This window comes from Streptomyces sp. NPDC111516 (assembly GCF_055635345.1).
The window spans coordinates 22,190-41,094 of record NZ_JBVKBV010000030.1; the positions used below are offsets into that span (position 1 = coordinate 22,190).

The window sequence follows — 18,905 nt, forward strand, 5'->3', positions numbered from 1 at the left end:
GAAGGCATCGGGACGGTCATCTGCTCCGGGGCGGGTGACCCGTGGGCGCACTCCCCGGCCGGCCGAATCAGCTGCTGCCCTCGTGCCCGGCCGTCAGCCCGGGATCCCGTTCCGCCACCGGTTCCAGGATGTCGTCGATGCTCTTCAGCAGCTCCGCGTCGAGTGTCACACCCGCCGCCCCGACGTTCTCCGTCACCTGCTCGGGCCGGGAGGCGCCGATGATCGCGGCGGAGACGTTGGGGTTCTGCAGCACCCAGGCGACCGCGAGCTGGGCGAGACTCAGACCGGCCTGGTCGGCGAGCGGCCGCAGCTGCTGGACGCGCTCCAGCACGTCGTCGCGGAGCCAGCCGGCGACCATGCTCGCGCCGCCCTTGTCGTCCGTCGCCCGGGAGCCCGCCGGGAGTGGCGCCCCGGGCTTGTACTTGCCCGTGAGGGCGCCCTGGGCGACCGGCGACCAGACGATCTGACCGATGCCCAGCTCCTCCGACGCGGGCACCACTTCGCTCTCGATGACCCGCCACAACGCCGAGTACTGCGGCTGGTTGGAGATCAACGGGACGTGGAGTTCGCGGGCCAGTGCGTGGCCGTCCCGGAGCTGGTCGGCCGTCCATTCCGAAACGCCGATGTACAGGGCCTTGCCGGAGCGGACGACGTCGGCGAACGCCGGCATGGTCTCTTCCAGCGGCGTCGAGTGGTCGTAGCGGTGCGCCTGGTACAGGTCCACGTAATCCGTCTGCAGTCGGCGCAGCGAGTTGTCGATGGACTCCATGATGTGCTTGCGGCCGAGTCCCCGGTCGTTGTGGCCGGGACCGGTCGGGAAGTACACCTTGGTGAACACCTCCAGTCCCTCACGGCGTTCGTTCCTGAGCGCCCGGCCGAGGACGGCCTCGGCTCGTGTCTCCGCATAGACGTCCGCCGTGTCGAAGGTGGTGATCCCGGCATCGAGCGCGGCACGGATACAGGCGATCGCCGCGTCCTCCTCCACCTGGGAGCCGTGGGTGAGCCAGTTTCCGTAAGCGATCTCACTGATGGTCAGGCCGCTGCGGCCGAGTCGGCGGAATTCCATGTGCCTGCTCTCCCTGTGCTCGTGGGGGACGGATCATGCGAGGGCGTCCATGCTATTGCGCCGTCCGGCGCGGCTCGGACAGGCTCAGAGCCTGTCGGGTGACCTCTGATCGGGCGGCCACGGCGTGGCACGCACGCTTCCGGCGTTGCCGAAATGCCCTAGTAGCTCCTTCCCCAAGCTCTCAAGGAGCCGGGGAGACCCCATCCGAGGCCACCCCGGCGCCTTGGAATCGCACGCACCACGCCGCGTCCGCTCTCCGATCGAAGGTCACCCGACAGGCTCTCAGGCACGAGGGCGCGGCCTCGCACGGTGGATGAAGGCGCGGGCCACGCCCTTCGGGCGTGCGGCGGAGTCACCCGTCAGTGCGCGGGGTCACCGGCCTCCGCCACCGAGGCCGTGCCCCGGAACGCGCCCAGGATCTGCTCGGCCGCCAGTGTGGCCGTCAACTCGCCGTCCCGTACCCGCTGTTCCAGCCCCGGTGTGAGCGCGCGTACCTCCGGATGGGCACGCAGACTCTCCAGCAGTTCGTCCCGCACCATCGTCCAGGTCCAGTCGACCTGCTGGGCACGCCGCTTCGCCGCGAGCCGCCCGGTCGATTCGAGCAGCGCACGGTGCTGCTCCAGCCGCTCCCACAGCGTGTCGAGGCCGGTCGACTCCCGGGCGCTGCAGGTGAGGACCGGGGGCGTCCACGCCGCGTCCACCGGGTGCATCAGCCGCAGCGCGCCGGCCAGTTCGCGCGCGGCCGCTCGCGCGTCGCGTTCGTGCGGGCCGTCCGCCTTGTTGACCGCGATGGCGTCCGCCAGCTCCAGGACGCCTTTCTTGATGCCCTGGAGCTGATCGCCGGTACGGGCCAGTGTCAGCAGCAGGAACGTGTCGACCATATTGGCGACCGCCGTCTCCGACTGGCCGACGCCGACCGTCTCCACCAGCACCACGTCGTATCCCGCTGCCTCCATCACCACGATGGACTCCCGGGTCGCCTTGGCGACCCCGCCGAGCGTTCCCGCGGTGGGGGAGGGACGCACGAACGCCGCGGGGTCCACCGCGAGGCGCTCCATTCTGGTCTTGTCGCCCAGGATGGAGCCGCCGGTACGGCTGGAGGAGGGATCGACGGCCAGCACCGCGACCCGGTGGCCGAGCCCGGTGAGCATCGTGCCGAGGGCGTCGATGAACGTGGACTTCCCGACCCCGGGCACGCCGCTGATGCCGATGCGCCGGGCCCGGCCGGAATACGGCAGCAGCTCGCGCAGCAACTGCTGGGCCAGCGACCGGTGATCGGGGCGAGTGGACTCGACGAGAGTGATGGCGCGTGCGATGTACGCCCGCTTCCCGTCGAGCACGCCCTTCGCGTAGCTGTCGATGTCGATCTTCGGAGCCATCGGTTCAGCGGCTCACAGCTCGTGGCCGAGCGCGGCACCGAGCCGCGTCACCAGGTCGTACGCGGCATCCGGAATCACGGTGCCGGGCGGGAACACGGCCGCTGCCCCCGCCTCGTGCAGCGCCTGGACGTCCTGCGGCGGAATCACCCCGCCCACCACGATCATGATGTCGTCGCGGCCCTCGGCCGCCAGCTCCTCGCGGAGCGCCGGGACGAGGGTGAGATGCCCGGCGGCCAGCGAGGAGACGCCCACGATGTGCACATCCGCCTCCACCGCCTGCCGCGCCACCTCGGCGGGCGTCTGGAACAGCGGGCCGACGTCGACGTCGAAGCCCAGGTCGGCGAAGGCGGTCGAGATCACCTTCTGTCCGCGGTCGTGGCCGTCCTGCCCCATCTTGGCGACCAGGATGCGCGGACGGCGCCCCTCGGCCTCCTCGAACCGGTCCACCAGCGCCCGGGTACGGTCGACGGAGGGGGATTCACCTGCTTCGTTGCGGTACACACCGGAGATCGTACGGATCTGGCCGGCGTGCCTCCCGTACACCTTCTCCAAGGCGTCCGAGATCTCGCCCACGGTCGCCATCGCGCGTGCCGCGTCGACGGCGAGTGCCAGCAGATTGCTGTCGAGGCCGGGTCCGGGGTCCCGTCCGGCCGCCGCGGTCAGCGCGCGCAGAGACTCCTGGCAGGCCGACTCGTCGCGCTCCTCGCGCAGCCGGCGCAGCTTCTCGATCTGCTGGGTGCGCACCGAGGAGTTGTCGACCTTGAGGACATCGATCTGCTCGTCGGTCTCCACCCGGTACTTGTTGACCCCGATCACCGGCTGACGCCCCGAGTCGATCCGCGCCTGCGTACGGGCCGCGGCCTCCTCGACCCGGAGCTTGGGGATGCCCGCGTCGATGGCCCGCGCCATGCCGCCCGCCGCCTCGACCTCCTCGATGTGCTGCCACGCGCGCCGCGCCAGGTCGTACGTCAGCTTCTCCACGTACGCGCTGCCGCCCCACGGGTCGATGACCCGGCCGGTGCCGGACTCCTGCTGGAGCAGCAGCTGGGTGTTGCGGGCGATGCGCGCAGAGAAGTCCGTCGGCAGGGCGAGCGCCTCGTCGAGCGCGTTGGTGTGCAGCGACTGGGTGTGGCCCTGGGTCGCGGCCATCGCCTCCACGCAGGTCCGGGTGACGTTGTTGAACACGTCCTGCGCGGTCAGCGACCACCCCGACGTCTGTGAATGGGTGCGCAGGGACAGCGACTTGGCGTTCTTCGGCTCGAATTCCCTGACCAGCTTGGCCCACAGCAGCCGGGCCGCCCGCAACTTGGCGATCTCCATGAAGAAGTTCATGCCGATCGCCCAGAAGAACGACAGTCGCGGCGCGAACGCGTCCACGTCGAGACCGGCGTCCCGCCCGGCCCGCAGATACTCCACCCCGTCCGCCAGGGTGTACGCCAGCTCCAGATCGGCTGTCGCACCCGCCTCCTGGATGTGATAGCCGGAGATGGAGATCGAGTTGTAGCGCGGCATCTTCTGCGAGGTGTACGCGAAGATGTCGGAGATGATCCGCATCGAGGGCTTCGGCGGATAGATGTACGTGTTGCGGACCATGAACTCCTTCAGAATGTCGTTCTGAATGGTCCCGGCCAGCTTCTCGGGCCCAACGCCCTGTTCCTCGGCGGCGACGATGTACAGCGCGAGTACGGGGAGCACCGCACCGTTCATCGTCATCGACACCGACATCCGGTCCAGCGGGATGCCGTCGAAGAGCTGCCGCATGTCGTAGATCGAGTCGATCGCCACACCCGCCATGCCGACGTCGCCGGTCACCCGAGGATGGTCGCTGTCGTAGCCGCGGTGGGTCGGCAGGTCGAAGGCGACGGAGAGGCCCTTCTGCCCGGCCGCGAGGTTGCGGCGGTAGAAGGCGTTGGACTCCTCGGCTGTGGAGAACCCGGCGTACTGCCGGATCGTCCAGGGCTGGTTGACGTACATCGTCGGGTACGGGCCCCGCAGATACGGGGCGATGCCCGGATACGTACCGAGGAAGTCGAGCCCCTCCAGGTCACGCCCGGTGTACAGCGGCTTGACCGTGATGCCTTCCGGGGTCTCCCACAGCAGATCACCGTCGGACCTGCCGGAGGACTCCTTCACGGAATCGCGCCACTGGTCCTCGGACACCTCGGCGACGCCGCCCGGTCCGAGCCCGATGTCGGAGAAGTCAGGGATACGCATTACGCCACACCCATACGGTCGAGGACGGAAGAGAGCACGGCCACCACATCGGAGCCCGCGAAGACGTACTCGTCGACACCGGTGTACCCGCCGGGTCGGCCGGCGAGGAACACCCGCAGCGCGCCGGCCGAGGCCAGTGCCTCCGCGACCGCCCCGGCCTGCTCGGCGTAGAGCGCGTCGCTGGAACAGACGCACGCCACGGCGGCCCCACTCGCCTTGAACGCGTCGGCGGCCGTCGCCGCGTCGACCGACTCCGGGTCGTGGACCGGCTCGATCCCGCCCGCCTGGAACAGGTTCGAGGCGAACGACGCCCGCGCCGTGTGCGCCGCGGCCGGGCCGAGGGCGGCGAGGAACACCCGCGGCCGCTGCCCGGTCGCCGCGAGATGGGCGTCCGACCGGGCACGCAACGCCTCGAACGCCTCGTCACGACGGACCCTGGGCAAACCGCCCGACGCCGTGGCGGACACCTCGGCGGGGGGCGCCCCGCGCTCCACCGGGCGCTCCGTCAACTGCGGGAACTCACTGACCCCGGTGACCGGTTCCTTGCGCCGCGCCAGATCCTTGCTGCGGGCCGCCCAGGTCGCCGCGAGCCGTTCCCCGATCATTCCCGAGCGCAGGGCGGCCGCCTGGCCGCCCGACCGCTCGATCTCCTGGAAGAACGCCCAGGCGGCGTCGGCGAGTTCGGCGGTGAGCCGCTCCACGTACCAGGAGCCGCCCGCCGGGTCGATCACCCGGGCCAGATGCGACTCCTCCAGGAGGATCGTCGACGTATTTCGGGCGATGCGCCGGGCGAAGGCGTCCGGCAGACCCAGGGCGTGATCGAACGGAAGCACGGTGACGGAGTCGGCCCCGCCGACCCCCGCGCCCAGGCATGCCAGCGTCGTCCGCAGCATGTTCACCCACGGGTCGCGCCGCGTCATCATCACCGACGACGTCACCGCGTGCTGGCGCTGCGCCCCGGCGCCGGCAGCCCCGCACACCTCGGCGACCCGGGCCCACAGCCGCCGCGCGGCCCGCAGCTTGGCGATGGTCAGGAACTGATCGGCCGTCGCGGCATACCGGAACTCCAGCTGGGCACAAGCCTCTTCGAGGCTGAGCCCGGCTTCCGTTAGTGCCCGCAGATAGGCGACCCCGGTCGCCAGCGAAGCGCCCAGCTCCTCGGCGGCAGAGCCGCCGGCCTCGTGGTACGGCAGGGCGTCGACGGTCAGCGCCCGCAGACCGGGATACTCCCGGGCGCACCGCCGGGCCCAGTGGACCGCCGTCGTGAGGTCGGGTCCGGCGCCGCTGCGAGCGGCCTGCCCGAGCGGGTCGGCGCCGAGGTTGCCGCGAGCGGCCTGCGCGTCGACGCGCCGCTCCGTGTAGAGCCGGAGCAACTCCGTTGCCGCAGCGTCGAGTTCACCTCCCGCTTCGAGCGCCACGGGGGCGAGATCCAGATGGACGCCGTCCAGCGCCGCCGCCAGAGCGGACACCGGAATGCCTCCGGCTCCGCCCACGGCCAGCCACAGCGAGGTGACACCGTTCTCCAGATCGGCGAGCACCGCCTCGTTGAGGCGGGCGGCATCCGGCAAGGTGTGCCGCTGCCGTACGTCCCAGCCGCCCGCCGCATTGCCCTCGGCCTTGCCGCCGCGGGTGAAGGGGGCGAAGCCCGGATATCCGGCATCGGGCGCGCTGTCGCGCGAGGTGTAGAGGGGGCGGGTGATGAGCCCGTCCTCCACCGTGGTGGACAGTGCTTCCTCGGCGGCCGAACCCGAAACATCCTTGCCCGACTTGCGCAGCACGCCTTCGACGAGGCTCTGCCACTGCTCATGGGCGGGGTGAGGGAATTCGGCGGCCAACGAAAGCCCGTCGGCAGGCTGGACCGTCATGGCCCAGATGCTAGGTCAGGTCTCGGACGAGCAGCAGGGGCTCCGTCTGTGACCTTGCCCTCTCCGACCGCACTTGATCCTTCACACACGGTCGCGTAGTCGGCCCGGAGCCGACTGTTGGTGCTTCCTCCAATGAGCCTGGCATTTGCTCCATGAATCAGCCAGATGGATTGCAGCTGCGAGATGAAACCGAATATCTTGTGGCACATGCAGTCCTACACAATCGGGCAGGCGGCGCGTCTGCTGGGGGTCAGCCCCGACACGGCCCGCCGCTGGGCGGACGCCGGACGGGTCGCGACCCACCGCGACGAAGGCGGCCGCAGACTCATCGACGGCCGGGATCTGGCCGCGTTCTCGATCGAGATCGGTCAGGGCGGGGGAGGCGAGGACGACACCTCGTACACATCGGCCCGCAACGCCTTCCCGGGCATCGTCACCGGAGTGAAGCTCGGCGATGTCGCGGCCCAGGTCGAGATCCAGGCGGGCCCGCACCGGCTGGTGTCGCTGCTCACCCGGGAGGCCGTCGAGGAACTCGGACTGGAGGTCGGCATGCAGGCCACCGCTCGCGTGAAGTCCACCAACGTGCACATCGACCGCGTCTGATCGCGCCTCACCCACGACGTGCATCAGACACGACGTGGATCACCTACGACGCGCATCAACTTCAAGGAGCCCCGGCATCATGACGACCACCCTCACCAAGCGCCGCGCCGCCGCCGCGATCGTGACCACCGCGCTACTGGTCCCACTCGCCGCGTGCGGCAGCGGTGGCGGCACCGAGAAGGACTCCACCGGGAAGTCCGCGGCGTCGTCCGGCACCCCCGGGGCCCGGCTGACGGTGCTGGCCGCGGCCTCGCTCACCGATGTGTTCAAGACCGCGGGCGCCGCGTACGAGAAGGAGCACCCGGGAACGGAGGTGACGTTCTCCTTCGCCGGCTCCCAGGAACTCGCCGCCCAGGTCAAGCAGGGAGCCCCCGCCGACGCCCTGGTCACCGCGGACACCAGGACGATGGACGGGCTGAAGTCGGACACCGGCACCCCCACCGTCATCGCCAAGAACCGCCTCGTCATCGCCACGGGGGAGGGCAACCCGGAGAAGATCGCGAGCCTGAAGGACCTGACGAACCCCGAGCTCAAGGTCGTCCTGGCCGCACCGGAGGTTCCGGTCGGCCGGTACAGCAAGCAGGTCCTCGACGCGCAGAAGCTCACCGTCAAGGCGGTCTCCCAGGAGCCCAACGTCCGCGCCGTCCTCAGCAAGGTCGAGCTGGGCGAGGCCGACGCCGGCATCGTCTACAAGACGGACGCCGAGACGGCCACCGACAAGGTCGACGCCATCGACATCCCCGACGCGCAGAACGCCATCGCCTCCTACCCGGCGGCGACGCTGCGGCAGTCCAAGAACGCCGAGGCCGCGACAGCGTTCGTGAAGTGGCTGAGCACCCCCGAGGCGCAGAAGATCCTGCAGGCCGCGGGCTTCCAGCAGCCTTAGAGGAGCTCACCGGCACGCCGTACACACCGCACCGGGCTGCCCCGTCCGGGGGGACGGGGCAGCCCGGTGCGGACGAACCAGTCCCGCACGTACCGACCGATGACCCAGGGAATCCGATGAGAGCACTCCGCAGCCGGGTGCCGGGCGCGCGCACCCCCGTCCTCCTGGCCCTCCCCGCGCTGCTCGCCGTCGCGTTCCTGATGATGCCGTTGATCGGCGTCCTGGCCCGCACCTCCTGGGCCGACCTGGGCACCCATCTGACCAGCCCGGGAGTCACCCAGGCGCTCAGACTGTCGCTGCTCGTCTCGTTCTGGGCCCTGGGCCTCTCGCTGCTGCTCGGGGTGCCCCTGGCCTGGCTGCTGGCCCGGGTCGACTTCCCCGGCAAGGCGCTCGTCCGCTCGCTGGTCCTGCTGCCGATGGTGCTGCCACCCACCGTCGGAGGCGTGGCGCTCCTCCTCAGCTTCGGCCGCCGGGGCCTGCTCGGCCCCTGGCTGGAGAGCACCTTCGGGATCACCCTGCCGTTCCACACCTCTGGCGCGGTGGTCGCGGCGACCTTCGTCGCGATGCCGTTCCTTGTCATCAGCCTCGAAGGCGCACTGGCAGGTCTGCGCCCCTCGTACGAGGAGACCGCGGCCTCCCTGGGCGCCTCACCGGTCCGGGTGTTCTTCACGGTCACCCTCCCGATGGTCGCCCCCGGTCTGGCCGCCGGGGCCGCACTCACCTGGGCTCGGGCGCTCGGCGAGTTCGGCGCGACCATCACGTTCGCGGGCAACCTGCCCGGTACCACCCAGACGCTGCCTCTCCAGGTCTACCTGCTGCTCCAGGACTCCCCGGAGGCCGCCACCTCCGTCTCGCTCCTGCTCCTCGCCATCGCCATGGCCGTACTGATCGCTCTGCGCGGGCGCTGGACCGGAACACCGCGCGACCGCGCACGCGCCCCCGAGCGCGCCACGGACGACATGGCTGCCATGGACGGCACGGACGGTACGGGCACGGCCTGCTCCCCGACCGTCCGGCCGGGCCACGAAGCGCATCCCGTCCCGCAGGAGAGCCGGTCGCTGCACGCCGAGGTCACCGGCTTCACCCGGCTGACCCTCGACGCGGCACCAGGCACCACCATCGCCGTCGTCGGACCCAACGGCGCGGGCAAGACGACCCTGCTGCGCGCCCTCCTCGGCCTCACCCCGCGCGCCCGGGCCCGGCTGCGCCTCGGCGACACCGACGTCACCGCGCTGCCCCCGCACCGCCGCCAGGTCGCCTGGGTGCCGCAGAACGGTGCGCTCTTCCCGCATCTGAGCGCCCTGACGAACACGGCGTACGGACTCCGCGCCCACGGCGTCCCCCGGGCCGAGGCCCGACGCGAGGCACAGCAGTGGCTCGACCGTCTGGGCGTCGGTGGTCTCGCCCACCGCAGGCCCGCCCAGCTCTCCGGCGGCCAGGCCCAGCGCGTGGCCCTGGCCAGGGCGCTCGCCGCCCGCCCCTGGCTGCTGCTGCTCGACGAGCCGCTCGCCGCCCTCGACCAGACCACCCGCGCCCACGTCCGGCACACCCTGCGCACCCACCTCGCCGGCTTCGGCGGCGTCTGCCTGATCGTCACCCACGACCCCGTCGAAGCGGTTTCGCTGGCCGACCGGGTGCTCGTACTCGACGAGGGCCGCATCCTTCAGCACGCAGCACCGGCCGAGGTGACCCGGCGTCCGCGCTCGCCCTGGGTGGCCCGGATGCTCGGCCGCAACGCCTGGCCCGGTACCGCCGCCGCCGACGGCACCCTCGGCCTCGCCGACGGCGGCCGGCTCGTCGTGGCGGACTCCCTTGCCGAGGGGACGGCGGCCCTCGCGATCATCGCGCCGGAAGCGGTCTCCGTGCACGAGGTCAGGCCAGGGGGAAGCCCCCGTAACGTCTGGTCCGGCACGGTCCGTGAGCTCACCGCCGTGGGCAGCAGGCTCCGGGTGGTGATCGGCTCGGAGGAGGTCCCGGACCTGGTTGCCGAGATCACCCCCGAAGCGGCGACCGAGCTGGGCCTCAGCGAGGGGACGGCCGTATGGACCGGCGTCAAGGCGACCGAGGTCACCGTCGTCACCCTGTGACCGATCACCGGGAATCACGCGGTCGCAACTCCAACGACCGCCGCCCCCGTCGCGCGGCCAACTGTTCCTGGTCGCGGTATACCGGGAAACGAGACAGCCGACCCGGCGCCGCGATGCTGACCCGGAGAAGAATTCTGACCTGGCGAGAAGCGGTGACGATTTCGCATTCTCGCTATCTTCTTCGGTGTCCTCTGTCGGCGTCCCTGCGGCGTTTTACTTTGTCGAATTCCCGGCCGCGTGCGACGTTTGATCCGGCCAGTCGTCGAATCAATTCGGATACGTGTCGGGAAAAGGGGAAGTTCATCGTGCAGACCGCCAGGGCCGTCCCGGCATCCACCGTCGTCAATCTGCGCGATCTGGGCGGCATCTCTCTGGGCCCCGGCCACCAGGTCCGACCGGGCGCCGTACTGCGCTCCGGCCAGCTCAGCGGGCTGGACGCGGTGCGGGACGTGGTGGTGGCCGAGCTCGGCATCCGTACCGTCGTCGATCTGCGGACCGCCGACGAGCGCACGGCGGCCCCCGACCGGCTGCCTCCGGGCGCACGGCTCTTCGTCGCCGATGTGCTCGGCGACAACCCGGGCGTGGCACCTGCCCGGCTGCGCGCGCTGCTCGCCGACCCGGTCGAGGCGGAGCAGCTTCTGGGCAGCGGGAAGGCCGAGGAGATGTTCGCCGAGACCTACCGCCAGATGGTGCTCTCGCCGGGGGCCGCCGCCGCCTACCGCGCCTTCGTCGAGACGGCCGCCGACGACCGGGCCCGCCCGGTGCTCTTCCACTGCACGGCCGGCAAGGACCGTACCGGCTGGGCCACCGCGCTGCTGCTGATGATGCTCGGTGCGGAACGGGACGTGGTGCGGGCCGAGTTCCTCGCGGTGAATCCGGTCGTACGGGTCGCCTATGCCCCGTACGTACAGGGTTTCCTGGACGCGGGCGGTGACCCGGAGATCGCCTCCGCGATCATCGAGGTCCGCCCCCGCTATCTGGACATGGCGTTGGACGCCATGGACGAGCGGTGGGGCGGGCTCGACGGATACGTGCGCGACGGGCTGAGGATTCCGCAGCCCGCGGTGGAGCGGCTGCGCAGTGGACTCGCGATGTCCGCCTGAGCTGAACGCCGGAACCCGGTTCCTTCCCGATTATACCCCTCAGGGGTATGTCGCCTCGCGTCGGGGCAGGGTGCCGCCGACCGGCACGAGGGCATTGCCGGGGGCCTGGGTATGGTGAAAGGGCCGGAATGCGAATACTCCGAGAGGGGCCTACGTTGACCGAACGCAAGCCTGCGGGCGTCAGCTTCGAATCATGGGTCGACAAGCAGATCCGCGAGTCCGAGCAGCGCGGTGACTTCTCGCAGTTGCCGGGATTCGGCAAGCCTCTCGACTCCCTTGACGCTCCGTACGACGAGACCTGGTGGATCAAGCGGAAGATGCAACGGGAGGGGGTCTCGGTTCTCCCGCCGGTCCTGGCGTTGCGCAAGGAGGCGGAGGACGTGCGTGAGGCCGTGTCCGGGGCGCGGACGGAGGGCGACGTGCGGCGCATGCTGGCCGAGGTCAACGAGAAGATTCGGGCAGCCATTCGACGGCCGCCCCCCGGGCCCCTGCTGAACCTCAAACCGTTCGACATCGACGCCATGGTCGACGAATGGTGCGCGGCCCGGCGTTCGTCGTAGCCCCGGGCCCGGGGTCTCGGGGGCAAGGGCCCGGCAGCGGCCGGCCAGGTATCGGACACGCAATCGGATGCGTAATACTCCCTCTATGAGATCGAGTATTACGCGCACGGATGGCGGTGCGCGTCGCGAGAGCGTACGGGTCAGGCGCGCGACCGCACAGGATGCCAGGCGGCTCACCCGGCTGGTCAGGACCTCACGCGCCTACGAGGGCCACTACGCCGCCATGGTCGCCGGGTACCGGGTGGGGCCCGACTACATCGAGACCCACCAGGTCTTCGCGGCCGTCGAGGCCGGCACCGACCGGCTCCTCGGTTTCTACGCGTTGATCCTCGACCCGGCGGAACTCGACCTCATGTTCGTCGCCGACGACGCACAGGGTCTCGGTATCGGGCGGCTGCTCGTCGCGCATCTGCGCGACGAGGCGCGGCGCACCGGCCTGACCGGCGGCGTCCGCATTGTCTCGCATCCGCCCGCCGAGGGCTTCTACCGGAGCGTGGGCGCCCGGCGCACCGGCACCCTCGCCGCCAACCCGCCCGCGGTGATGTGGGACAGGCCCGAACTGGTGCTGCCGGTCGACTGAACCGACGCGGGAAGGGTTCGGCCGGAACCCGTGCCCGGATTCCGGCCGAACCCCCTTTCCCATACACCGTGTTACGAGGGGAAGCCCCCGTACGGACGCGTGATGATCTCCATGGCGTGACCGGCGGGATCGAGGAAGTACACACCTCGGCCACCGTCGTTGTGGTTGATCTCGCCCGGATGCTTCCGATGCGGGTCCGCGTAGTAGGTGAGCCCGAGCTCCTTGATACGGGCGTACGCCCTGTCGAACTCCGGCTCCGAGACGAGGAAGGCGTAATGCTGCAGGGCGATCGACGCTTCGGGAACGGTCGCGAAGTCCAGGGTGACGCCGTTCGCGGTGGCGACCGGGACGAACGGGCCCCATTCCGTGCCGACTTCCAGGCCCAGTATGTCCGCGAGGAACTCGGCGGACTCCCGGTTGTCCCGGGCGGAAATGATGGTGTGATTCAACTCGACTGACACTGTGGAATGCCTCCAACAGGCATCTCACGGGCACCTCCACGCCTCACCCGGCCGGTGACCGACGCGCGATGCCGTACTCAAGATCCTAGACGCGTCCGGACGGGGCGTCGAGGGACCGGTGTGATCGCAGTGAGGTCTACGGTGGGTGAGGAGGGCCAGGCGATGCACTCCGTGCATCGGGACGGAGGCTCACGGTGCTCGGACTGGTGCTGCTGCTGTGCTCCACGTGCTCCACCCTGCTGCTCGTCCCTCGGGTGGCCCTGCGCAACTCTCTCGCCCCGTGGCCGGCCGCCGGCATGGCGCTGTGGCTCCTGGTCTGCTGGTTCGTGTTCCCGGCCCGGGTGCTGGCCCGTTCCTCGCGTGAACGCGAGAGATGACCCCCGTACAGGGCGTCCGGATCAGCCCGCATCGACCGCCGTGGGGTCCCGGACGTCGGTGACCGTGAAGAGCCCGCCGTCCGGGTCCAGCAGGGTCGCCTCGCTGCCCTGACCCAGCGGACGCTGTTCGACGAGACCGCCACCGTTCTGCCGGGCCGCCTCGACCGTGGCCGCCACATCGGCGACGGGGAAGTGGACCTGCCAGTGCGGGCGGACCAGCGGATCGGGTGCCGCCTCCACCGCTCCGGAACTGATCCGGGCGAGCCGGCGCCCGTTGCAGTCGACGACGACCTCGTCCTTCTCGTACGAAACCTCGCAGCTCCCGGGGTGGCCGCTCGCCCAGTCGAGCACCCCGCCGTAGAAGATCGCTGCGTCGAAGGCGTTCCTCGTGTGCAGTCGCAGCCAGGCGTGCGAGTAACCGTCCGGCGCCGGGGGCGAGGTCGCGGGCTCGGTCCGCTCCCAGATGCCGAACACCGCGCCGTCGAGATCGGCCGCCAGCGCCCCGCGCCCCTTGCCGAGCGCGAGCGGCCCCACCGCGACCGTGCCGCTGCGCTCACGGATGCGTGAGGCCGCCGCGTCGGCGTCGGGGACGGCGAAGTAGGGCGTCCAGGCAACGGCCACCTGGTAAGCGGTCGCCACCGCGCCGATGCCGGCGACCGGCACATCCCCGCGGCGTGCGACGGAGAACTCCTGCCCCAGCTTGCCCGGCCGGAAGGTCCAGCCCAGCACGGCGCCGTAGAACTCCTGCGCCGCTCCCAGGTCGCGGGTCATGAGATTGACCCAGCAGGGCGCTGCGGATCCGGTCAGCGGCGCCGGCATCGACGCCGCCCCGGGATGGCTTCGGGTCATGGTCCTACTGCCTTCATCGGTTCTGCGGCCTGCGCGTGGCCGTCGGAGCCTCACCAGCCTCACCGCGGGCGGCCACTCCCGCAACACGCGGCGCCGTCGCGCACTGAGCTGCGGCGCGGTGCGGTGACTGACCTCCCGGCGGTCCGGGAAGTCAGTCACGCTGCTCGTCGGTGTCGCGATGGATGGGCTGGTTTCCGCGATCACCGAGCTCGTAGGGGGACAGCCCCCGGCCGTTGGGCGGGAAGCTGTCGTCGGCGTGGACATCGCGTTGCTCGATGTGGCTCCGGTGGTCCGGTAGCGGTGGCTGGTCCTCGGGCCGGGGCGGCGGCGGCTCCTGGGCCCGGCGCTTCTTGCCCAGCCAGAAGCCGCCGATCAGCATGCCCACGACCGCCACTCCGACAATGCCCATCACTGCGCCGACCGCGCCGCGCCCTTCGGCGGCGAGGGTGACGGCCAGTGAACTGAGGTCTCCGTTCGATACGTCCATGCCTCCCGGATACCCCGAGGAGCAGGCATCACTCGGTAATAACTGCGAATTCATGTTTTAAGTGGATATAGACCTAAAAGAGTTTCGGTGGTGCGGGCGCTCGGCCCGTCAGCCTGACGGCGGCCTCGTGTCGCCGTCACCCGGCAGCGGGGCGAGCCTGGTGAGGATCCTCGAATTCGCTGGAGGGAAGCGATGGGAGTGCCGAATCCGCTCAGCCGGTGGCCGGTCTACCGGCAGTTGACCGGCGGTGATCCGCTGGGCAGGGGGCGTGCCGCGATGTCGCCCGCGACAGCCGGTCTCAGGCCCCGTACCGCCACGTCCGACCGAGTCGTGCAGTCCGTCTGCCCGTACTGCGCGGTCGGCTGCGGTCAGCAGGTGTACGTCAAGGACGACCGCGTCGTACAGATCGAGGGTGACCCCGATTCGCCGATCAGCCGGGGGCGGCTCTGCCCCAAGGGATCCGCGACGCTCCAGCTCACCACGGGCCCGTCCCGCCACCACCAGGTGCTGTACCGGCGCCCGTACGCGAGCGACTGGGAGCCGCTCGATCTGGAGACGGCCATGGACATGGTCGCCGACCGGGTGGTCGAGACCCGGCGCAGGACGTGGGAGTGGGAGCACGAGGGGTTCCGCACGGCCCGCACGCTCGGTATCGCGAGCCTCGGCGGGGCCACCCTCGACAACGAGGAGAACTACCTGATCAAGAAGTTGCTGACCGGGCTCGGCGTGGTGCAGGTGGAGAACCAGGCACGGGTCTGTCACAGCTCGACCGTGTCCGGCCTCGGTACCTCGTTCGGACGCGGCGGGGCCACCACCTTCATGCAGGACCTCCAGCACGCCGACTGCATCGTCATCCAGGGGTCCAACTTCGCCGAGGCCCACCCGGTCGGCTTCCAATGGGTGATGGAGGCCAAGGCGCGCGGCGCCCGCATCATCCATGTGGACCCGCGCTTCACCCGTACGAGCGCCCTGGCCGACCTGCACGTACCGATCCGGGCGGGCAGCGACATCGCCTTCCTCGGCGGCATCATCAACCATGTCCTCACCGAGGAGAAGGACTTCCGCGAGTACGTCCTCGCCTACACCAACGCGGCCACCCTGGTCCGTGAGGACTTCCGCGACACCGAGGACCTCGACGGCGTCTTCTCCGGACTGGACGAGGAACGGCGCCACTACGACCGGAGGAGCTGGCAGTACCAACAATCCGACGACGGCGAGGACGTGCACGACCGTACCCACGGAGCGGCCGGCTCCGAAGCACACGGCTCGGGCGGCCCGCGGACCGCCCCACGGCCCCCACGTGACGAAACCCTCCGGCACCCCCGCTGCGTCTACCAGATCCTCAGGCGTCACTACGCGCGCTACACCCCCGAACTGGTCGAGGAGACCTGCGGCGTGCCGAGTGCGGTGTTCCGGCAGGTGTGCGACGCGCTGACCGCAAACTCGGGACGTGAACGCACCAGCGCGTTCGCCTACGCCGTGGGCTGGACCCAGCACTCGGTGGGAGCCCAGTACATTCGTGCCGCGAGCGTGCTCCAGCTCCTGCTGGGCAACATCGGCCGCCCCGGCGGCGGCATCCAGGCGCTGCGCGGCCACGCGTCGATCCAGGGCTCCAGCGACATCCCCACCCTCTTCAACCTGCTGCCCGGCTACCTCCCCATGCCGCACGCCCACGCCCACCCGGACCTGGGCGCGTACATCGACGCCGGCCGCACCGGCAAGGGGTTCTGGGGCAACATGCGGGCCTACTTCGTCAGCCTGCTCAAGGCGTACTACGGGGACGCGGCCACCGCCGACAACGACTTCTGCTTCGACCACCTGCCCCGGCTGACCGGCGCCCACTCGACGTACGAAACGGTGCTCGCGCAGCTCGACGGCGTCTGCAAGGGCTACTTCCTGATGGGTGAGAACCCGGCCGTCGGCTCGGCCAACACCCGATTGCAGCGGCTCGGCATGGCGGAGCTGGACTGGCTGGTCGTACGGGACTTCTCGCTCATCGAGTCCGCCACCTGGTGGCAGGACGGACCCGAGATCGAGACGGGCGAACTGCGCACCGAGGAGATCGGCACCGAGGTCTTCTTCTTCCCGGCCGCCGCCCACACCGAGAAGTCCGGTTCCTTCACCAACACCAACCGATGGCTCCAGTGGCACCACGCCGCGGTCGAGCCGGACGGCGACGCCCGCAGCGACCTCTGGTTCATGTACCACCTCGGCCGCCGCATCAAGGAACGCCTGGCCACGTCCACGGACCCGATGGACCGCGCCGTCCAGGACCTGACCTGGGACTATCCCGTCGAGGGCGCACGGGACGAACCGGTGGCCGCCGCCGTGCTGGCGGAGATCAACGGGCACGCCCCGGACGGGGCGCCGCTGTCCGCGTACACCGAACTCAGGGGCGACGGCTCGACCGCCTGCGGCTGCTGGATCTACTGCGGCGTGTACGCGGACGGCGTCAACCGGGCCGCCCGCCGCAAGCCCCACACCGAACAGGACTGGGTGGCCGCCGAATGGGCCTGGGCCTGGCCGGCCAATCGCCGCATCCTCTACAACCGGGCCTCGGCAGCCCCCGACGGCACACCGTGGAGCCCACGCAAGGCCTATGTGTGGTGGGACGAGAACGAACGCCGCTGGACCGGACACGACGTCCCGGACTTCATCGAGGACCGGGCGCCCGGCCATGTGCCGTCCGACGACGCGACCGGCCCCGACGCCCTGCGCGGTGACGACCCGTTCATCATGCAGGCCGACGGCAAGGGCTGGCTCTACGCCCCCGCCGGACTGGAGGACGGCCCGCTGCCCACGCACTACGAACCGCAGGACTCGCCGTTCACCAACGCCCTGTACCCGTCGCGCTCGCGCTCTCCCGTCCGGCACCTGCACCCGCGCGAGGGCAACCGCTACCACCCCAGCGGGGACGAGCCGGGCGCGGACGTCTATCCGTACGTCGTCACCACGCACCGCCTAACCGAACACTTCACCGCGGGCGGCATGAGCCGCTGGTCCCCCTATCTCGCCGAGCTGCAACCCGAGTTCTTCTGCGAGGTCTCGCCCGGACTCGCCGCCGAACGCGGTCTCGAACACGGCGGCTGGGCCACGATCATCACCGCGCGGAACGCCATCGAGGCACGTGTCATGGTGACTCGGCGGATCACCCCGCTGACCGTCCAGGGACGCACGGTGCACCAGATCGGGCTGCCCTTCCACTGGGGTCCCAACGGGATCGCCACCGGTGACGCCGCCAATGAACTGGTGGCCATCGCACTCGACCCCAACGCCCTGATCCAGGAGGACAAGGCGCTCACCGCCGACATCCGTCCGGGCCGCCGTCCCAGGGGCCCGGACCTCCCGGAGCTGGTGGCCGAGTACCGCCGCCGCGCCGGCATCACGGCACAGACCGGAACGGAGGACCGGGCGTGAGGAAGGACCTGTTCAGCGGGCCGGAGCCGGACCCGGCGGGCGACGCCGGGCACCGCGACGCACCGCCGCGCGTCGGCTTTTTCACGGACACGTCGGTCTGCATCGGCTGCAAGGCGTGCGAGGTCGCCTGCAAGGAGTGGAACGCGCTCCCCGAGGACGGCCTCGCGCTGACCGGCATGTCGTACGACAACACCGGCGGACTCGGCGCGTCCACCTGGCGTCATGTCGCCTTCATCGAACAGCCGGTGCCGGACGGGCGTACCGAGCTGCCGCTCGTCGGCACGGGTGCGGCGGCCGGGAGCGCCGACGTACCCGAACCCGGACCCGACGGGATGCGCTGGCTGATGTCCTCGGACGTCTGCAAGCACTGCACACACGCCGCGTGCCTGGACGTCTGCCCGACGGGATCGCTGTTCCGGACGGAGTTCGGGACGGTCGTCGTCCAGGAGGACATCTGCAACGGCTGCGGCTACTGCGTGCCCGCCTGCCCCTACGGGGTGATCGAGCAACGCCCCGCCGACGGGCGGGCGTTCAAATGCACACTCTGTTACGACCGGCTGGGCGCCGGCCAGGAACCGGCCTGCGCGAAGGCGTGCCCGACCGAGTCCATCCAGTTCGGGCCGCTGGACGAACTGCGCGAACGGGCCGCCCTGCGGGTCGGACAGCTCCACGACGCCGGCGTCACCGAAGCCCGGCTGTACGGACACGACCCGGACAACGGGGTCGGCGGCGACGGGGCGTTCTTCCTGCTGCTGGACGAGCCGGAGGTCTACGGGCTGCCCCCGGACCCGGTCGTCACCACCCGTGACCTGCCCGCGATGTGGCGGCACGCGGGCGTCGCGGCACTGTCCCTCGTCGGTGGAGTCGCACTTTCCTACGTACTGCCCGCCCTGAACCGTCGGAGAGGACAGCGATGACCGGCACCGGGAGCACGAGAACAGAACGGAAGGGCCGACCGAACCGGCGGCGGC

General features: G+C 70.6%; 15 protein-coding genes and 1 pseudogene. 9 read left to right on the plus strand and 7 right to left on the minus strand.

Annotation, left to right across the window (positions count from 1 at the left end; genetic code table 11):
- Window positions 1-67 precede the first annotated feature (67 nt).
- From ACZ7L9_RS34045 to mutA, 4 genes are all read right to left on the minus strand, one after another.
- Window positions 68-1,066 (minus strand): aldo/keto reductase family protein, encoded by a 999-nt coding sequence (locus ACZ7L9_RS34045; protein ID WP_471421392.1) that lies wholly within the window; start codon window positions 1,064-1,066, stop codon window positions 68-70.
- Window positions 1,067-1,425: 359 nt separating this feature from the next.
- On the minus strand, window positions 1,426-2,445 hold the full coding sequence (gene meaB, locus ACZ7L9_RS34050; protein WP_471421393.1) for a methylmalonyl Co-A mutase-associated GTPase MeaB: 1,020 nt from the start codon (window positions 2,443-2,445) through the stop codon (window positions 1,426-1,428).
- A 12-nt stretch (window positions 2,446-2,457) separates the two neighbouring features.
- Window positions 2,458-4,659, minus strand: a complete 2,202-nt coding sequence (scpA, locus tag ACZ7L9_RS34055) for a methylmalonyl-CoA mutase (RefSeq protein WP_471421394.1) — start codon at window positions 4,657-4,659, stop codon at window positions 2,458-2,460.
- Entirely contained in the window at window positions 4,659-6,524 is a 1,866-nt protein-coding gene (mutA, locus tag ACZ7L9_RS34060) for a methylmalonyl-CoA mutase small subunit (RefSeq protein WP_471421395.1), read from the minus strand. Before mutA ends, scpA begins: the two co-directional genes overlap by 1 nt.
- 207 nt (window positions 6,525-6,731) lie before the next feature.
- On the opposite strand from mutA, the gene ACZ7L9_RS34065 reads away from it, so the two are divergent.
- The 6 genes from ACZ7L9_RS34065 (at window position 6,732) to ACZ7L9_RS34090 (ending at window position 12,343) form a co-directional block, all read left to right on the plus strand.
- Window positions 6,732-7,127: a TOBE domain-containing protein gene (locus ACZ7L9_RS34065; RefSeq protein ID WP_471421396.1), complete on the plus strand. Its 396-nt coding sequence runs from the start codon at window positions 6,732-6,734 to the stop codon at window positions 7,125-7,127.
- Between the two features lie 79 nt (window positions 7,128-7,206).
- Window positions 7,207-8,013, plus strand: a complete 807-nt coding sequence (modA, locus tag ACZ7L9_RS34070; RefSeq protein ID WP_471421397.1) for a molybdate ABC transporter substrate-binding protein — start codon at window positions 7,207-7,209, stop codon at window positions 8,011-8,013.
- 116 nt (window positions 8,014-8,129) lie between these two features.
- On the plus strand, window positions 8,130-10,100 hold the full coding sequence (locus ACZ7L9_RS34075) for an ABC transporter permease (RefSeq protein WP_471421398.1): 1,971 nt from the start codon (window positions 8,130-8,132) through the stop codon (window positions 10,098-10,100).
- Between the two features lie 305 nt (window positions 10,101-10,405).
- Window positions 10,406-11,203: a tyrosine-protein phosphatase gene (locus tag ACZ7L9_RS34080; protein ID WP_471421399.1), complete on the plus strand. Its 798-nt coding sequence runs from the start codon at window positions 10,406-10,408 to the stop codon at window positions 11,201-11,203.
- Between the two features lie 155 nt (window positions 11,204-11,358).
- Window positions 11,359-11,763, plus strand: coding sequence for a DnaJ family domain-containing protein (locus ACZ7L9_RS34085; RefSeq protein ID WP_471421400.1), 405 nt, complete (start codon window positions 11,359-11,361; stop codon window positions 11,761-11,763).
- 85 nt (window positions 11,764-11,848) lie between these two features.
- On the plus strand, window positions 11,849-12,343 hold the full coding sequence (locus ACZ7L9_RS34090) for a GNAT family N-acetyltransferase (RefSeq protein ID WP_471421401.1): 495 nt from the start codon (window positions 11,849-11,851) through the stop codon (window positions 12,341-12,343).
- A 71-nt stretch (window positions 12,344-12,414) separates the two neighbouring features.
- Here the strand turns inward: ACZ7L9_RS34090 and ACZ7L9_RS34095 are convergent, their stop codons facing one another.
- On the minus strand, window positions 12,415-12,804 hold the full coding sequence (locus ACZ7L9_RS34095) for a VOC family protein (protein WP_471421402.1): 390 nt from the start codon (window positions 12,802-12,804) through the stop codon (window positions 12,415-12,417).
- 185 nt (window positions 12,805-12,989) lie between these two features.
- On the opposite strand from ACZ7L9_RS34095, the pseudogene ACZ7L9_RS34100 reads away from it, so the two are divergent.
- Window positions 12,990-13,181: pseudogene (locus ACZ7L9_RS34100) on the plus strand (DUF6328 family protein); the annotation flags it as partial.
- Between the two features lie 21 nt (window positions 13,182-13,202).
- Here ACZ7L9_RS34100 and ACZ7L9_RS34105 read toward each other — a convergent pair.
- A complete protein-coding gene (locus ACZ7L9_RS34105; protein WP_471421403.1) occupies window positions 13,203-14,030 on the minus strand; it encodes a VOC family protein in 828 nt (275 codons plus the stop codon).
- 151 nt (window positions 14,031-14,181) lie between these two features.
- Window positions 14,182-14,517, minus strand: coding sequence for a DUF6479 family protein (locus ACZ7L9_RS34110; protein ID WP_471421404.1), 336 nt, complete (start codon window positions 14,515-14,517; stop codon window positions 14,182-14,184).
- 192 nt (window positions 14,518-14,709) lie between these two features.
- Between ACZ7L9_RS34110 and fdh the strand changes: the two genes are divergently transcribed.
- Both fdh and ACZ7L9_RS34120 read left to right on the plus strand, forming a co-directional pair.
- Entirely contained in the window at window positions 14,710-17,934 is a 3,225-nt protein-coding gene (gene fdh / locus ACZ7L9_RS34115; RefSeq protein ID WP_471421405.1) for a formate dehydrogenase, read from the plus strand.
- Window positions 17,931-18,851 carry a 4Fe-4S dicluster domain-containing protein gene (locus tag ACZ7L9_RS34120; protein ID WP_471421406.1) on the plus strand — a complete coding sequence of 307 codons (921 nt, stop codon included), beginning with the start codon at window positions 17,931-17,933 and terminating at the stop codon, window positions 18,849-18,851. Before fdh ends, ACZ7L9_RS34120 begins: the two co-directional genes overlap by 4 nt.
- Window positions 18,852-18,905: the final 54 nt, after the last annotated feature.

Excerpts from the sequence above, each read along its gene's own strand:
- ACZ7L9_RS34045 (WP_471421392.1), bottom strand. The coding sequence starts at position 1,066 with ATGGAATTCCGCCGACTCGGCCGCAGCGGCCTGACCATCAGTGAGATC.
- meaB (WP_471421393.1), bottom strand. The coding sequence starts at position 2,445 with ATGGCTCCGAAGATCGACATCGACAGCTACGCGAAGGGCGTGCTCGAC.
- scpA (WP_471421394.1), bottom strand. The coding sequence starts at position 4,659 with ATGCGTATCCCTGACTTCTCCGACATCGGGCTCGGACCGGGCGGCGTC.
- mutA (WP_471421395.1), bottom strand. The coding sequence starts at position 6,524 with ATGACGGTCCAGCCTGCCGACGGGCTTTCGTTGGCCGCCGAATTCCCT.
- ACZ7L9_RS34065 (WP_471421396.1), top strand. The coding sequence starts at position 6,732 with ATGCAGTCCTACACAATCGGGCAGGCGGCGCGTCTGCTGGGGGTCAGC.
- modA (WP_471421397.1), top strand. The coding sequence starts at position 7,207 with ATGACGACCACCCTCACCAAGCGCCGCGCCGCCGCCGCGATCGTGACC.
- ACZ7L9_RS34075 (WP_471421398.1), top strand. The coding sequence starts at position 8,130 with ATGAGAGCACTCCGCAGCCGGGTGCCGGGCGCGCGCACCCCCGTCCTC.
- ACZ7L9_RS34090 (WP_471421401.1), top strand. The coding sequence starts at position 11,849 with ATGAGATCGAGTATTACGCGCACGGATGGCGGTGCGCGTCGCGAGAGC.
- ACZ7L9_RS34105 (WP_471421403.1), bottom strand. The coding sequence starts at position 14,030 with ATGACCCGAAGCCATCCCGGGGCGGCGTCGATGCCGGCGCCGCTGACC.
- ACZ7L9_RS34110 (WP_471421404.1), bottom strand. The coding sequence starts at position 14,517 with ATGGACGTATCGAACGGAGACCTCAGTTCACTGGCCGTCACCCTCGCC.
- fdh (WP_471421405.1), top strand. The coding sequence starts at position 14,710 with ATGGGAGTGCCGAATCCGCTCAGCCGGTGGCCGGTCTACCGGCAGTTG.